Genomic DNA, 15,629 nt, shown 5'->3' with positions numbered 1-15,629 from the left:
CCCTTGAAAATGTTGTTGGCAAGAATGATGACCGTGGCGGTGGTGATATTGGCGATCGTTCTCGGCTGGTTCGCTTGGGAGTATTACACCCGCGCGCCGTGGACACGGGATGCCCGGGTGAGGGCGGATGTGGTGACATTGTCGGCCGATGTGTCCGGGCGCATCGTCAGTCTGGCAGTGCAGGACAACCAGCACGTTGATAAAGGCCAATTGCTGATGGAGATTGATCCGGCACGCTACAAACTGGCGGTGGAACATGCGCGACGTGAGGTCGAGGTGTCCAAAGCCACACTGGGCCAATCGAAAGCCTCGATTGTTGCCAGTGAGGCGCTGCTCAAACAGCGCCAAAGCGAAGAACGTCGGCGGCGCACGTTGAAACAGGGTTTTGCCATTTCCGGTGAGGAGTGGGAGAAGTCCAGCACCGACGTCGCGGTGGCCCAGGCCGATCTGTTGCGCAATCAGGCCAATCTCGGGCTGGCCGAGGCCAATGTGCAATTGGCTATTGCTGCACTGAGCCAAGCGGAACTGGATTTGCAGCGCACCCGCGTTGAATCCCCGGTCAGCGGTTTCGTCACCAATTTACTGACCCGGCAGGGTGATTACGCCGTGGCCGGTGGCGCGCTGTTGGCGCTGGTCGACAGTGATTCTTTTTACATCAGCGGTTATTTCGAAGAAACCAAACTGCCGAGGATCGAAGAGGGCGATCGTGTCAAAGTGCAGCTGATGAGTGGCGAAACCTTCGGCGGCACGGTGCAGAGCATCGCCTACGCCATTGCCGACCGCGAAAACGCCCCGGGCAGTCGACTGCTGGCCAACATCAATCCGAGTTACACCTGGGTAAAGCTCGCGCAACGGGTGCCGGTGCGGATCGTGATTGACGCGGATTACGCTGGCAAGAACCGCTTGCGTGCAGGCACAACCGCCACCGTCACGATCCTGGAATCACACTAACCCCTGTAGGAGCTGCCGAAGGCTGCGATCTTTTGATCTTGCCCATCCAAAAGCAACATCAAAAGATCGCAGCCTTCGGCAGCTCCTACATGAAGTCGGTTCATTCGGCAGGCACAAAAAAGCCCCGCGACCGAATGATACGCGGGGCAAAAAATTTGGTTGGTTGCGGCCAACCAAAGGAGCTCTTTAACAATCGATTACTTGCTGGCAACAGTCTCCGGTTGCCAGCCGCCGCCGAGGGCTTTGTAGATCGCGACAATGCCGCGATACAGATCGACTTCGGCCTGCGCCTGGGTGTCTTCAGCGTTCAGACGTTCACGCTGAGCATCAAGCAGCACGAGGAAGTCGGTAGTGCCTTCGCGATAGCGGATCTCGGCGAGGTCAGCAGCCTTGCGGCTCGACTCACTCTGACGAATCAGCGAGATCAGCCGTTGCTGACGTTTGCCGTAATCGCTGAAGGCGTTTTCCGATTCTTCCAGGGCCAGCAGCACTTGCTGCTCGTAAGTCGCCAATGCGCCTTCGGCTTCGGCATCGGCGCCGCGCAAACGCGCTCGCACGCTGCCAAGGTCGAACGCAGCCCAGGTGATGCTCGGGCCGAGTGCCCAGGCGTTGGCCGCCGAGGAACCGATTTGCGAACCACGCCCGGCCGTCCAGCCAAGGAAACCGCTGAGGCTGACCCGTGGGAACAGATCGGCTTTCGCCACGCCGATGCGCGCTGTGGCCGACGCCAGGTTGCGTTCTGCGCTGAGAATGTCCGGGCGACGTTGCAGCAGTTCACCCGGATCGCCAATCGGCAAGGCCTTGGCAATCGCCGGCAAGTCTTTTGGGCTGAGGTCGACGGTCAGCTTGTCCGGACGCTCACCCAGCAGGGTGGCGATGCGGTTTTTCTGCCGAACCTGTTCGGCCTGCAATTGCGGCACGCTGGCTTCTACCGAAGCCAGACGCGCATCGGCACGTTCGACGTCGAGCTGATCACCAACGCCGGCGTCACGCAGGCTGATGGTGATCTTGCGCGACTCCTGCTGGTTGTTCAGGTTGGCCACGGCGATCTTTTCCCGCAACTGAGCGCCGCGCAGTTGACCGTAAGCGTCGACCAGTTCGGCAATCATGGTGACTTGCAGTTGGTACAGATCGGCTTTGGCAGCCTCTTGATCGGCGTCGCTGGCTTCCAGATTGCGCTGGATGCGTCCGAACAGATCGAGCTCCCAGGCCATGTCCAGACCGAGATCATAGCGTTCGCTGTTGACCCGGTCGGTGGTCTGGCCGGGGATTTGCCCCTTGGCCAGATCACTGCTGACGCGGCTGGTGATGGTCGGCATTGCATCGTTGCTGGCATCGTCGCGGATTGCCCGAGCGGCTTTCCAGCGGGCGAACGCCACGCGCAGTTCACGGTTGCCTTGCAGCGATTGGGTCACCAACTGGTTGAGGGTCGGATCGTCGAATTGCTGCCACCAGATGCCTTCGAATTTCGAACGGTCGAAGTTCTTTTGCCCGGCGGCGCCGTCGGTGACGGCCGTGATGTTGGCCGCCTCCGTGGCTGGGGTCTTGTAGTCGGGGCCGACGGCGCAGGCGCTGAGGGCCAGCACCAGCAGGCTCGGCAGGAAGACTTTCAGACTCATTGTTGCGCCTCCAGTTTGAGGGCCTTAGCCGCTTTGCGGGCTTCGCCGCGCTCAACAAAGTTACGGATCAGCACGTAGAACACGGGCGTCAGCAACAGACCGAAGAAAGTCACCCCGAGCATCCCGGAGAACACCGCCACGCCCATGGCATGACGCATCTCGGCACCGGCACCGCTGGAGAACACCAGTGGCACTACACCCATGATGAACGCGAAGGAGGTCATCAGGATCGGCCGCAGACGCAGACGGCAAGCTTCCAGTACTGCGGCGAGCGGGTTGAGGCCTTCTTCCTGTTTATCCTTGGCGAACTCGACGATCAGAATCGCGTTCTTACACGCCAATCCGACCAGTACGATCAAACCGATCTGGGTGAAGATGTTGTTGTCACCGCCCGAGATGATCACACCGGTGATGGCCGACAGCAGGGTCATCGGAACGATCAGGATCACCGCCAGCGGCAGGCTCCAGCTTTCGTATTGAGCGGCGAGCACCAGGAACGCCAGCAATACGCAGAGCGGGAACACGAACAGCGCGGTGTTGCCGGACAGAATCTGCTGGTAGGTCAGGTCGGTCCATTCGTAGGTCATGCCGTTCGGAAGTTCTTCCTTGAGCAGTTTCTCGATGGCTTTTTCGGCCTGGCCGGAGCTGTAGCCTGGGGCTGCGGCACCGTTGATTTCTGCGGTAATGAAGCCGTTGTAGTGCATCACGCGATCCGGACCCGAGGTGTCGCTGACCTTGATGAAAGTCGCCAGCGGGATCATTTCGCCTTTGTTGTTACGCACTTTCAGCTGACCGATCTGATCGGATTCGAGGCGGAACTGCTGTTCGGCCTGAACGTTGACCTGATAGGTGCGCCCGAAGCGGTTGAAGTCGTTGGCATACAGCGAACCCAGGTAAATCTGCAGGGTGTCGAAGATGTCGCTGACGGCCACGCCGTGGGTCTTGGCTTTTTCCCGGTCGATGGCGGCATCGACCTGCGGCACGTTCACGGTGTAGCTGGTGAACAGGCCTGCCAGTTCCGGCACGTTGTGGCTCTTATTGATGATGTTCATGGTTTCTTTGTACAGCTCGTCATAGCCCAGGTTGCCCCGGTCTTCGATTTGCAGACGGAAACCACCAATGGTGCCCAGACCTTGTACCGGCGGTGGCGGGAAGATCGCCATGTACGCCTCTTGAATGTTGGCGAACTGGCCGTTCAAGGCACCGGCGATCGCACCGGCGGACATGCTCGCGTCTTTACGTTCGTCGAACGGCTTCAGGGTCACGAAGACGATGCCGGCGTTCGGACTGTTGGTGAAACCGTTGATCGACAGGCCCGGGAACGCTACAGCGCTTTCCACGCCTGGCTGTTTCAGCGCGAGGTCGGACATGCGTTTGATCACGTCTTCGGTGCGATCCAGGCTCGAAGCGTCCGGCAGTTGCGCGAAAGCCACCAGGTATTGCTTGTCCTGGCCGGGTACGAAACCCGTCGGGGTGCTGGAGAAACCGAAGAAGGTCAACACCATCAGGCCTGCGTACAGCAGAAGGGCGATGCCGCTGCTGCGGATGACCCGGCCCACTGTGCCGACGTAGCCATGGCTGGCGCGGTCAAAGAAGCGGTTGAACGGACGGAACAGCCAGCCACCGAAGATCTTGTCGAGCACTTTCGAGAAGCGGTCTTTCGGTGCGTCGTGGCTTTTCAGCAACACCGCGGCCAGCGCTGGCGACAGGGTCAGCGAGTTGAACGCCGAGATTACGGTCGAGATGGCAATGGTCAGTGCGAACTGCTTGTAGAACTGCCCGGTGAGGCCGGAAATAAACGCCGCCGGAATGAACACCGCACACAGCACCAGCGCCGTGGCAATGATCGGGCCGGTCACTTCACGCATCGCCCGTTTGGTCGCTTCGACCGGCGTCAGGCCGAGTCCGATGTTCCGCTCGACGTTCTCCACCACCACGATGGCGTCGTCGACCACGATACCGATGGCCAGTACCAGACCGAACAGCGACAGCGCGTTCAGCGAGAAGCCAAACAGGTGCATCACCGCAAACGTACCGATCAACGATACCGGCACCGCCACCAACGGAATGATCGAGGCGCGCCAGGTTTGCAGGAACAGAATCACCACCAGAACCACGAGGATCAGTGCTTCGAAGAGGGTGTGAACCACCGCCTCGATCGAGCCGCGCACGAAGATCGTCGGGTCATAGACGATGCTGTAGTCCATGCCTTGCGGGAAGCTTTTCTTCAACTCGTCCATCTTGCCGCGAACTTCGTTCGAGATGTCGATGGCGTTGGAACCTGGGCGCTGGAAGATCGGGATCGCCACAGCCGGCTGGTTGTTCAGCAGGGAACGCAGGGCGTATTGGCTGGAACCCAGTTCGACGCGAGCGATGTCTTTGAGGCGCGTGATTTCACCATTGTCGCCAGCGCGAATGATGATGTTCTCGAACTCTTCCTCAGTGACCAGACGGCCCTGAGTGTTGACCGACAGCTGGAAGCTCTGGGCATTCGGGGCAGGGGGCGCACCCAATTGACCGGCGGCGACCTGGCGGTTCTGCTCACGAATCGCCGTGACCACATCGGTCGCGGTCAGATTGCGCGAAGCAGTCTTGTTCGGATCGAGCCAGACTCGCAACGAGTAGTCGCCCATACCGAACAGCTGCACGTCACCAACACCGTTCAGACGCGCCAGCTCATCCTTGATATTGAGGATCGCGTAGTTCGACAGATAAAGCATGTCGTAGCGTTTGTCCGGCGAGGTCAAGTGCACAACCATGGTCAGGTCGGGCGAGGCCTTGTCGACGGTGATACCGATGCGTGTCACTTCCTCGGGAAGTTTCGGCTCGGTACGGGTCACCCGGTTTTGCACCTGCACCTGCGCGTTGTCGAGGTCAGTGCCCAGGGCGAAGGTGATGGTCAGGGTGATCTTGCCGTCGGCGGTCGACTGCGAGGACATGTACAGCATGTTCTCGACGCCGGTGATGGCTTGCTCCAGCGGAGCCGCCACGGTTTCACCGATGACTTTGGGGTTGGCGCCCGGGAAGTTCGCACGCACCACCACGGTCGGTGGCACGACTTCCGGGTATTCGCTGATCGGCAGCTGGAACAGCGAGATCGCGCCGGCGATCAGGATCAGCAGCGACAGCACCGCTGCGAAGATCGGCCGTGAAATGAAGAATTGGGAAAAATTCATCGGAGTTGTCGTCCCTTAACCGCGTGGGGTCGTGGCGGCCAGCTTCACAACCGCACCGGACGCACCCTTGGCAGGGGCGACTTTGGGCAGGTTGCTGGCTTCCAGCGCTTGACGTTGTTGAGCGAGTGCCGCGATGGTCTGTTCGCTGGCCATCGGCACCACTTCCGGGGTAACCGGCGAGCCAGGGCGAACCCGTTGCAGACCCTTGACGATGATCGTGTCGTCCTTGTTCAGACCGGTGCGGACGATGCGCAGGCCTTCGATTTTCGGGCCGAGTTCGACGGCGCGGTACACGGTGTTGTTGTCCGCATCCATTACCAGCACGAACTTCTTGCCAAGGTCGGTGCCGACCGCTTCGTCGTTGATCAGCATGGCGTTGTAGGTGCCGCTGCCGACCAGTTTCAAGCGAGCGTAGAGGCCCGGGGTGTAGGTGCCGTCGCTGTTGTCGAACACTGCGCGACCACGGATGGTGCCGGTTTTCGGGTTGACCTGGTTGTCGACGAAGTTCATCTGACCGAGGTGCGGGTTGCCGTCTTCATTGGACAGGCCCATGTACACCGGGGTGGTCGCGCCGCGCTGACCGTTGCGAGCGAGTTGGGTATATTTAAGGAACACACGCTCGTCAGCATCGAAGTAAGCGTAAACGCGATCAGTGGAAACCACGCTGGTCAGCGGCGTGGTGTCGGCGGTCACCAGGTTACCGGCGGTGATCTCGGCACGGCTGACGCGGCCAGTGATCGGCGCGGTCACGCGGGTGAAGCTGAGGTTGAGTTTGGCCAGATCCAGTTGCGCTTGCAGGGCACCGACGGCGGCGCGGGCTTCTTGGGCAGCGCTGGTGCGCGAGTCAGCCAGTTCGGCAGAGATCGCGTTGCTGGCACGCAGACGTTCACCACGGCCGGCTTCGTTTTCACTGCGGGTGGCGTTGGCGCGGGATTGGGCGACAAGGGCTTCGAGGCGGCGAACCTCGGCCTGAAACGGACGCGGATCGATCTGGAACAGCAGGTCGCCTTTCTTGACCAGGGCGCCTTCAGTGAAAGCGACTTCGTCGATCTGGCCGGAGACCCGTGGACGGATTTCAACGGTTTCCGGTGCTTCGAGGCGGCCGGTGAATTCGTCCCATTCGTTGACCGGTTGTTCGATCACCTTGGCCACGCTGACTTTGGCAGCAGGCTGGGTGGCGGCAGTCTCCGGAGTCTTGCCGCAGGCGCTCATCACCAGGATGGCCAGCATGGCCAACGGGAAGCGCAAATGTTTGAGTGACTGTTCCATGGATGCATCCGCCAATGTATTGAAGATGGGCGGATGATGCTCGGCAGGCTGTGATGGCACGAATCGAATGAAGCAAAGGTAACTATCATTCGGAATGATATAAGACCGTAGCGAGCCCTCTAGTATGCACCTTTCGTTAGGGTGCTATCAATATCCTTAATGAAAGTTTCATGCGAGGCGCTGCCGGCGCATGGCGCACCCATAAAGAGGGCGCGCCACTTCAGAGCGGATCAGAAGTTGTACTTGAAGCTCGTCATGATATTGCGCGGTGCGCCGTAAACCCCGTACAGACCAGACTGGCTGTAGTACTCGCGATCAAACACGTTGTTCAGATTCACCGAAGCGCTGAGGTTGTGGCTGATGTCGTACTTGGCCATCAGGTTGGTCACCGCGTAGCTGCCCTGGCTGAACGTATGCAGGTCGGCGCCGACTTTGCTCTGCCAGTTCACGCCGCCGCCAATCGTGACTTTGTCCAGCGGGCCGTGCAGGCGATAGCTGGTGAAGGTCTTGAAACTGTTGCGCGGCAGGTTGGTGTTGATGCGCTCGTCGTCTGCGTTAGTGGTCACCGAATAAGCGTAGCCGGCGGAGGCCTGCCAGCCTTCGGCCAGTTCACCGTTCAACTCCATCTCGATGCCTTTGGAGGTGGTGTCCTGCTCGGAGCTGTAGACGTTGTCGTGTTGCCAGATCGCCAGGTTGTCCTGCTCCAGTTTGAACACGGCCAGGCTGGAGTTGAGCTTGCCATCGAGGTGCGTGCCCTTGATGCCGATCTCGTAGCCTTTGCCTTCCATCGGGTCGAGCGGTTTGTTGTCTTCGTCGGTGACCCACGAGGCTTGCGGGTTGAAGATCTTGGTGTAGCTGGCGTACAGCGACCAGGTGTCGTTGAGGTCGTAAACGACGCCGGCGTACGGAATGAACACGCCGTTTTCTTCTCGATTGACTTCGCTTTCTTCGCCGCCATACGGGCGATCCGAGGTGTCGCGTTTCCAGTTGATCACGCGGCTGCCGAGAATCAGGCTCAAGTCATCGCTGACGCTGAAACGCGAGGTCAGGTACGCCGCGTATTGGTCTTCGTCGATCGACGATTTGCCGCTGACGGCGAAGTCCGGTTTGGCCGAGTTGCCGTCCCAGGTGAACAGGTTGTCGATAGCGCCCGCCGGCGAGCCGTTGTAGTCGTAACGCCAACCGCCCCAGCTCGGCGTGCTTTCTTTGTACTGTGAGAGGGTCATGCCGGTAATCAACTGGTGTTCGCGCCCGAACAGGCTGAATGGGCCGGTGAGGTACACATCGAGGTTGTCCTGACGCGGCGTGCCCGAGAAACGCACCGGCAGTTGCGACAGACCGCTGCCGTCGGTATTCAGGTCACCCATGGCGAAGTTGAACAGTTCGTCGAACTTGTTTTCGGCGTGGGTCAGTTCGATCTTGCCGCTCCAGCCGTTGCCCAGTTGCTGCTCGATGGAAGTGAAGAAACTTGTCTGTTCATGATCGTTGTACGACCAGTCTGGCGCAGCATTTAGCGAACGTTGCAGGTCGGTGCGCTGGCCGGTACTGAAACGCGTCGGCAGGCCGGAGCGCAGCGGCGAGTCGATATCGCTGCGCAGGTAACTGAAGCCCATGGTCAGCAGGGTGTCTTCCGTCAGATCGAACTCGGTGATGCCGTAGATCAGCTGCGACTGCTGGTTGTAACGGTCGATCCAGGCTTTCTCAGTCTTGTAGTCGGCGACAAAGCGTCCGCGCACATTGCCGGTTTCCGTCAGCGGCCCCGACACATCAAAACCGGTGCCGTAGCGATCCCAGTTGCCGGCCTCACCGGTGATGCTGGCCTGCGCCTCAGCGGTCGGGCGTTTGCGGATCAGGTTGATCGTCGCGGACGGGTTGCCCATGCCGCTGATCAAACCGGTGGCACCGCGCACGACTTCGATGCGGTCGTACATCGCCATGCTTTGCGAATAGTTGTCGAGGCGCGTGTTGGTGGGAACGCCGTCGACCTCGTAGTTCTGAATCGCAAAACCGCGCGACCAATAGGAATCGCTTTCCGAACCGAGACCGTCGCGCACCACGGTGATGCCCGGCGTGGCTTCGAGGGCATCGGTCAGGTTGGTCAGGCGCTGGTCATCGAGACGCTGGCGGGTCATCACCGTCATCGATTGCGGGGTCTCACGCGGGGTCAGGTTCAGCCGCGTCGAGCTGCTGGAGGAATACGTGGTGTAGAGCCCGGTGCCTTCAGTGGTCGAACCCGGCGCCTTGCCGGAAATCGACACCGCGCCCAGCTCCAGCGCATCACCGGTGCTGGCCTGCAGCGAATAATTACCGTTGGCGCCGCGACTGGCTTCAAGCCCGGAACCGGCCAGCAGAATCGCCAGACCTTGGTCGACGTCGTAACGACCTTTCAAACCGGAAGTGCTGCGCCCCTCGGTCAGCGATGTCGAATAGGACAACAGGATGTGCGCAGTCTGGCCAAAACGCGTCAGCGCCGGTGCGAGTGCGCCAGCGGGGATATCGAAATCTTCTTGCGCTTGCTCGGCAGCGGCCCAGTTCGGCGCGATCAGCAGTGGTGCGGTCACAGTCATGCAAGCGATGCCTTGAACCACGGCGCCGGCCAGTTTCTGTTTGATCGAGAATTGCCAGCCCTGGCGTTTGCGTGCGGTGAGATTCACGAGTTGCTTCCCCATTGAATTGAATGTCTGGGGTTTAAGTCTCGCGAGAATCGAAATCAGACCACCCAAATGCGAATATTTTTCAGTATCAGGCGGTGCGCGGTTTCAACGTCACCCAGTAGCGAGTGAACTGCTGCACTTCGAGCTGCAAAGTGTCGGCGACGGCGAAGATGATTTTCTCGGTGTTGCCGAGGGGGAAGGTGCCGGAAACCCGCAGGTCGGCCAAACGCGGATCGCAGGCCAGATGGCCTTGGCGATAACGGCTCAGGTCTTCGAGGAAGTCGGCCAGACGCTGGCCCTGCGCGACCAGCATGCCCTGACTCCAGGCCGGCGCGGTGAGTGCAATGGTTTGCCTGCTGAAAATCTCCCCGGCGCTGAAACTGATTTGCTCGCCGGCCTTCAACGCGATGGGCTGATGCGGCAGACGGGAAGGGTTGATCACCAACGTGCCCTGATAAACGCTGACCTGGGTGAAACCGGCGCGCTGTCTGACGCTGAAGCGCGCCAGTGCGGATTCCAGTCGACCCTGAGCGGTGTCCACCGACAACAATCGGCCATCGGCGCGGGTGACCAGCAGCTCGCCGCGCAGCAACTTGATGCGCCGCAATTCCCGTTCAAAAACCACGTTGATTGCGCTGTCGGTGTTGAGCTGGATTTGCGTGTTATCGGCCAGCGTAAAGCTCTTTTGCTCGCCAACCTGGCTGTAGTAATCCGCGCGCCAGTCTTGCACCAACGCCGTGTCTTTCATGGCCCAGGCACCGGCACCGGCCGCAAACAAAACGCTCAACTGCTTGAGCGCCGAACGCCGTGACAGCGTGGGTCGCAGGGCGGCGTGGGCGAGGGGACGCTGGTCGGGGCTGCGCAGGTCGCGCATGCGTCGAGCGAACACTTCCGCCCGTTGCCAGGCGTGCTCGTGCACCGGGTGCGCCTGACGCCAGCGCATCCACGCCGCGAGCGTCGCTTCGCTGACCTCGGGCTCCTGCAACTCAAGGTGCCAGTGCATGGCCTGCTCGGCGACGTCGCCGGAAATCGCCAAAGTGTCTTCGCGGTTCATGGCAGGTCGAGGCTATCGTCGAGCATGATGCACATCGCCCCGGCCTTGATGATGTAGCGCTTGACCGTGGTGATCGAAACGTCGAGCCGCGCGGCGATCTCACCGTGGCTCAAACCGTCCATTTGCGACAATAGAAACGCCTCGCGCACCGGGCGCTCAAGACCTTCGAGCGCAGCGTCGAGGGCGATCAGGGTTTCCAGCAGAATGGCCTGCGTTTCCAGGCTCGGCGCGACCTGTTCAGGCATTGCTGCCAGTGCTTCAAGGTAAGCGCGCTCGAGTTTTTGTCGGCGGTAGTGATTGCACAGAACACTCTGCGCCACCTTCGCCAGAAACGTGCGCGGGGCGTGTAGTTCCGGCACTTGTTCCTTGGCCAATAGGCGCATGAACGTGTCCTGCGCCAGATCCGCCGCACTCTGCGAGCAATTGAGCCGACGCCGTAGCCAGTTCTGTAACCAACCGTGCTGCTGGCGATAGAGCACAGCGACATCGCAGAAACTGGTTTGAGGAGATGGAAGCATCGTAGGAGGGCGCCGGATAAGGATGGTACAAATGATAATCCTTATCATATATATCGGCTGGGTGTGGCGGCAAGAAGTGTGCGTAGGAATTTTCGCAGCAGGGGTTGGCGCAAAGAGGCTAACGTCGCTGAGGTGTCAGCGACGACGTCACTATCGATGGTGGGTTCTAGAGGCTGTCCGGATCGCCAAAGAACATCTGAATTCGCGACCGCAACCAGCGCTCCCCCGGATCATTATCCTGCGACCCACGCCAAGCCATGTGCAGCTCAAACGTGCGCGTCGGCAACGGCGGATCTTCCGCACGAACCCCGCCAGCCGCCGTCAGCGCTTCCGCCGTGTAATCCGGCACGGTCGCGACGATGTCAGTGCCCGCGAGCAACGTGCTCAACCCGTTGAACTGCGGCACGGCCAGCACCACATGCCGTTTGCGGCCAAGCTTTTCCAGTTCTTCATCAATAAAGCCACTGAGGTCGCCGGCAAACGACACCAGCGCATGCGGGCGCGCGCAGTAATCATCCAGACTCAACGGCCCCGGCACGGTATCGGCGCGCAGCAGTTTAGGCGCACTGCGACGTAGAACCTTGCGTTTGGCGTTGGCCGGCAGGTCGGTGGTGTAGCTGACGCCAATGGATATCTCGCCGGAAGCCAACAGGCCCGGCATCAATATGTAGTTGACGCGACGAATCACCAAGACGATGCCGGGTGCTTCAGCGCGCAGGCGTTTAAGCAGCATCGGCAGCAGGGCGAACTCGACGTCATCGGATAAACCGATGCGGAACACCGAGGTGCTGGTCGCCGGATCGAATTCTGCCGCGCGGCTGACGGCCGTGGAAATCGAATCGAGGGCCGGCGAGAGCAGGGCGAAGATTTCCACCGCGCGGGCAGACGGCTCCATGCTGCGCCCGGTGCGTACAAATAACGGGTCATCGAACAGGCTACGCAGGCGCGAGAGCGCCGCACTGATCGCCGGTTGACCGAGAAAGAGCTTTTCTGCCGCCCGGGTCACGCTGCGTTCGTGCATCAATGTTTCGAATACGATCAACAGGTTCAGGTCGACACGACGCAGGTCATTACGATTCATCTGGAGTCCTGGCAGAGTCATCAAGCTTGACGAGAGCGGCCATATGAGAACAATGGCCAGCATGAATCTTACGGGGAAAGGCTGGTACTCTGCACCGGTAAATTCAGCTTTACCGAGCCGGTGGCAGTGATTTTTTGCTGGATTGTGCCAATGCCGCCCATACTGCGGAATCAATGACAGGCATGTCGACTATTAATAGCCACTGATAGTCTTGGGTTAAAAGCCCAGATAGAGTTCATGGCATTAGAGGTTACTTTGACGAGGTTTGCGATGTCCCGCACGATCCGTTTTCACAAGTTTGGTCCCGCCGAGGTGCTCAAATGCGAAGAGCATGCGGCCGCTCAGCCAGGTCCTGGCGAAGTGCAGGTACGTGTCGAAGCGATCGGCATCAGCTGGTATGACACGCTCTGGCGTCAGAACCTTGCCTCGTCTCAGGCACGTTTGCCTGCAGGCCTCGGTCACGAGATGGCCGGTGTGGTCACCGCCGTCGGTGACGGTGTCGATGACTTGTCGGTAGGCGACAAAGTTGCCAGTTTTCCGGCCGAGAGCGCCAACGATTACCCGGTTTACGGCGAGCAGATCTTGCTGCCGCGTACCGCGCTGACCCGTTATCCAGACGTCCTCAGCCCGATCGAAGCCAGCGTGCATTACACGCCGCTGCTGATTGCCTATTTTGCCTACGCCGATCTGGCGCGGGTCAAACCGGGGCAATTCGCCTTGGTCACTGACGCCAGCCACTGCGCCGGGCCGTCCTTTGTACAACTGGGCAAAGCCTTGGGTGTACGCGTGATTGCCGCGACCAAAACCGCGGAAGAGCGTGAATACCTGCTGTCGCTGGGTGCCGAGAAAGTCATCGTCACCGAGGAAGAAGATCTGCTGATGCGGATCAACAAGATCACCGACAACCGCGGCGTTGACGTAGTGTTCGATGGCCTGGGTGGCCCGCAGATGTCGTTGCTCGGTGACGTTCTCGCCCCGCGTGGCAGCCTGGTGTTGTACGGTCTGCAAGGTGGCAACCAGACGCCATTCCCGGCGTGTGCAGCGTTCCAGAAGAACATTCAATTCTTTGTGCACTGCATCGGCAACTTCACTGGCAAACCGGAGCTGGGCATCACGCAGGATTCCGTGGCGCTGCAACGTGCCTTGCGTGACATCAACCAGCTGACCGCTGATCGTGTGCTGCTGCCGCTCAAGACTCGGGTGTTCCCGTTCGATGAGTTTGTCGAAGCACACCGCTACATGGATGAATGCCCGTGTCGCGAACGGGTCGCCCTGCAGGTCGAACCGGCCTGACACTGCTGAACAGAGTCCGTGGCCCCACGGACTCTTTGCGTTTATCCCCCAAAAAGAGACTGCCTGCGCGTGATGCGTGTAGGGCCATTCAGCAACTGAACTGGTTTTTGCTCTCGATCTGTATCTTCTAATCGCTATATAAGCCCTGATAATTGAATGATTACTTTCATCTCAAGGAATGAGCCATGGCTGTGCATTCTATTTACCCTGTGCAATATCAAACGGCTACTTCTGCTGGTCGTGTCAATTTCTGTTTAATTGTTGTAGGGCTATTCCGAAGTTGCGTCCTTTTTTCTTGTACTCAATTGTCGTGGGCTGTTGTGGGAAGTTTCCTAGGAATATTTTCCACAAAAAAATACCGTTATTTAACAATCGGTTGAAGCCCGTGGTGTGGGCGTTGGTGGGGTCTTAACTGTTCAAGTGTTTCAAATAACTACGATTGCGTAAGTGTTAGCATTTGAGCGTCTATTACTTATTGATGAATTGTTGTGCGACCGAGCATTCAGTCTGCGCAGCATGAAACTATTGATACCGGGTAAATACCGATGAGCACGATCCATGATCAGGCAATGAATTATGTCTACCAGCAAGTCCTGCAGCGTTTGCTGAGCTTCTTCTCACGCGCAGAACGTACGGCGTTGCAGCTATTGATGCAGCGACTGCTGGTGGCCGCTGGCGGCATGGAAAACATCGGTCATTTCAAGGTGCTGGTCGTCCAGTCGGGCTCCCGGGACAGCTGTTACACGCTGGCCCTGCTGCGGGCCGCGCAGTTGAGCCTGGCCAGTCGTTCACCGGCGACATTCCAGTTGCGCGTGGCCAACCTGCGCTGGAACGGCACAAGTCCTTTCGCCTTGCAGAACATGCACCGCAGCTACAGCGCACTGTTTCTGTATGACGACCCTCGGGTTGAACTGTTGATGGTGGATCATCGCGAGGTGCTGCCATTCGATTATCAGACGCCCGCCAGCGAGGACAGTCGTGAAGCCAATCGCGTCAATCTGTTGATGGCCGGCCATCGCCGCACATGGGATGAGCCCCTTGAGCTGTGGGACGACGCCTACTTGGCTACGGCGGAGTTCTACAGCCAGATCGCCCGCTGGAACAATGGCGTCGATGCGATGATTGGTGCTGAAACACCGCGCCGACAACAGCAGTTTCTCGAGGGGCTGAATCGCGCTGCGCTCAAGGCCGAAATCGGTGGTTTGCCTGCTGGGCACGGTGGTTTTGATGCTTTGTTCCCGTTGCTCGACGGTCTTGGCCCAGATTTCTACCGCCATTTTCATGCAGACGGTGAGCACCTGCCATGGCGCCCGGAGGGCAAGTTTGAGGCCTGTCGCCGCACCAGTTTTATCGCTATCAACGACATGATTGTCGGAAAACTTGAAGAGCGCTGGCCTTTGCTCAGTGATTTTCTCGGGTTCCAGGCCGACGATCTTGCGCTGTATCACAGCGACAACGACTACGTTGAGCCACTGCTTGCCGCGCATCTTCAAGGTTTGCAGGCGTGCGTGATCGAGGGGCGGACGTACGAGGCCGGCATCAGCGAATATTTGCAGGAAAGCTTGTTGACGATGCGCCTCAAACAGGTGCCAGAACCGGTTTGCGAGCAGTTGCTGGCCAATTTCGGCAACTTGCTCGACCTCGAGCAGCGGCGCATTCAAGCGGCCAATCACCTGCAAGCGGCGTTCGCAATCAGTGAAACCCAACTCACGTGCCTGTTGTTTGCGCCGTTCATCGATCACGGCGCCGGGCTCGAGCGGTTTCTGCGCAAGTGCCACCCCGGCATGCTGGTGGCATTGCCTGACCTGCACCGCGCCATGCAGGGCTCGAGTGCGCCGGAGCAGGTCATGAAGTGGATGACCGACGTCAGCGGATTGCCGGTCAAACTGATCAGCCGTTTGTACGCTATGGGGCCGATTCACATGCCGCAATCGACTGAAGCATCAGGCTCTCGCGCCGATGCCAGCGAGGCAGATGTCGTTGCGGGTGACCGGTCGGCGGAAGGTTGAACTTG

10 protein-coding genes are annotated in these 15,629 nt (G+C 59.4%); 3 read left to right on the top strand and 7 right to left on the bottom strand.

The window, feature by feature from the left end; all coding sequences use genetic code 11:
* Positions 1 to 3 precede the first annotated feature (3 nt).
* A complete protein-coding gene (locus GVL50_RS00240; protein WP_159811320.1) occupies positions 4 to 951 on the top strand; it encodes an HlyD family secretion protein in 948 nt (315 codons plus the stop codon).
* Positions 952 to 1,148: 197 nt separating this feature from the next.
* On the opposite strand, the gene GVL50_RS00235 is transcribed toward GVL50_RS00240, so the two are convergent.
* From GVL50_RS00235 to GVL50_RS00205, 7 genes are all read right to left on the bottom strand, one after another.
* Positions 1,149 to 2,570 (bottom strand): efflux transporter outer membrane subunit, encoded by a 1,422-nt coding sequence (locus GVL50_RS00235; protein WP_053119925.1) that lies wholly within the window; start codon positions 2,568 to 2,570, stop codon positions 1,149 to 1,151.
* Positions 2,567 to 5,746, bottom strand: coding sequence for an efflux RND transporter permease subunit (locus tag GVL50_RS00230; protein WP_053119927.1), 3,180 nt, complete (start codon positions 5,744 to 5,746; stop codon positions 2,567 to 2,569). Before GVL50_RS00230 ends, GVL50_RS00235 begins: the two co-directional genes overlap by 4 nt.
* Positions 5,747 to 5,761: 15 nt before the next feature.
* Positions 5,762 to 7,015, bottom strand: coding sequence for a multidrug efflux RND transporter periplasmic adaptor subunit MexE (mexE, locus tag GVL50_RS00225; RefSeq protein WP_053119928.1), 1,254 nt, complete (start codon positions 7,013 to 7,015; stop codon positions 5,762 to 5,764).
* Between the two features lie 230 nt (positions 7,016 to 7,245).
* Complete coding sequence (locus GVL50_RS00220) at positions 7,246 to 9,582, bottom strand: TonB-dependent receptor (RefSeq protein ID WP_256671794.1); 2,337 nt, start codon at positions 9,580 to 9,582, stop codon at positions 7,246 to 7,248.
* A 175-nt stretch (positions 9,583 to 9,757) separates the two neighbouring features.
* Entirely contained in the window at positions 9,758 to 10,723 is a 966-nt protein-coding gene (locus GVL50_RS00215) for a FecR domain-containing protein (protein WP_159811318.1), read from the bottom strand.
* Positions 10,720 to 11,241 (bottom strand): sigma-70 family RNA polymerase sigma factor, encoded by a 522-nt coding sequence (locus GVL50_RS00210; protein ID WP_159811317.1) that lies wholly within the window; start codon positions 11,239 to 11,241, stop codon positions 10,720 to 10,722. The genes GVL50_RS00215 and GVL50_RS00210 overlap by 4 nt, the downstream gene beginning before the upstream one ends.
* 166 nt (positions 11,242 to 11,407) lie before the next feature.
* Positions 11,408 to 12,322 carry a LysR family transcriptional regulator gene (locus GVL50_RS00205; RefSeq protein ID WP_053119932.1) on the bottom strand — a complete coding sequence of 305 codons (915 nt, stop codon included), beginning with the start codon at positions 12,320 to 12,322 and terminating at the stop codon, positions 11,408 to 11,410.
* Between the two features lie 270 nt (positions 12,323 to 12,592).
* Here GVL50_RS00205 and GVL50_RS00200 point away from each other — a divergent pair, with 270 nt between their 5' ends.
* Together GVL50_RS00200 and GVL50_RS00195 are read left to right on the top strand one after the other, a co-directional pair.
* Positions 12,593 to 13,615 carry a zinc-dependent alcohol dehydrogenase family protein gene (locus GVL50_RS00200; protein ID WP_053119934.1) on the top strand — a complete coding sequence of 341 codons (1,023 nt, stop codon included), beginning with the start codon at positions 12,593 to 12,595 and terminating at the stop codon, positions 13,613 to 13,615.
* Between the two features lie 545 nt (positions 13,616 to 14,160).
* Complete coding sequence (locus tag GVL50_RS00195) at positions 14,161 to 15,624, top strand: hypothetical protein (RefSeq protein WP_159811316.1); 1,464 nt, start codon at positions 14,161 to 14,163, stop codon at positions 15,622 to 15,624.
* The last annotated feature ends 5 nt before the right edge of the window (positions 15,625 to 15,629 follow it).

Source organism: Pseudomonas sp. 18058 (assembly GCF_902706155.1).
Lineage (GTDB): Bacteria > Pseudomonadota > Gammaproteobacteria > Pseudomonadales > Pseudomonadaceae > Aquipseudomonas > Aquipseudomonas rustica.
This window is presented reverse-complemented; position numbering and strand designations above follow the sequence as displayed.

Coding starts and splice junctions, on each gene's coding strand:
- GVL50_RS00220 (WP_256671794.1), bottom strand. CDS start 9,582: ATGACTGTGACCGCACCACTGCTGATCGCGCCGAACTGGGCCGCTGCC.
- GVL50_RS00215 (WP_159811318.1), bottom strand. CDS start 10,723: ATGAACCGCGAAGACACTTTGGCGATTTCCGGCGACGTCGCCGAGCAG.
- GVL50_RS00210 (WP_159811317.1), bottom strand. CDS start 11,241: ATGCTTCCATCTCCTCAAACCAGTTTCTGCGATGTCGCTGTGCTCTAT.
- GVL50_RS00230 (WP_053119927.1), bottom strand. CDS start 5,746: ATGAATTTTTCCCAATTCTTCATTTCACGGCCGATCTTCGCAGCGGTG.
- GVL50_RS00195 (WP_159811316.1), top strand. CDS start 14,161: ATGAGCACGATCCATGATCAGGCAATGAATTATGTCTACCAGCAAGTC.
- GVL50_RS00205 (WP_053119932.1), bottom strand. CDS start 12,322: ATGAATCGTAATGACCTGCGTCGTGTCGACCTGAACCTGTTGATCGTA.
- mexE (WP_053119928.1), bottom strand. CDS start 7,015: ATGGAACAGTCACTCAAACATTTGCGCTTCCCGTTGGCCATGCTGGCC.
- GVL50_RS00200 (WP_053119934.1), top strand. CDS start 12,593: ATGTCCCGCACGATCCGTTTTCACAAGTTTGGTCCCGCCGAGGTGCTC.
- GVL50_RS00235 (WP_053119925.1), bottom strand. CDS start 2,570: ATGAGTCTGAAAGTCTTCCTGCCGAGCCTGCTGGTGCTGGCCCTCAGC.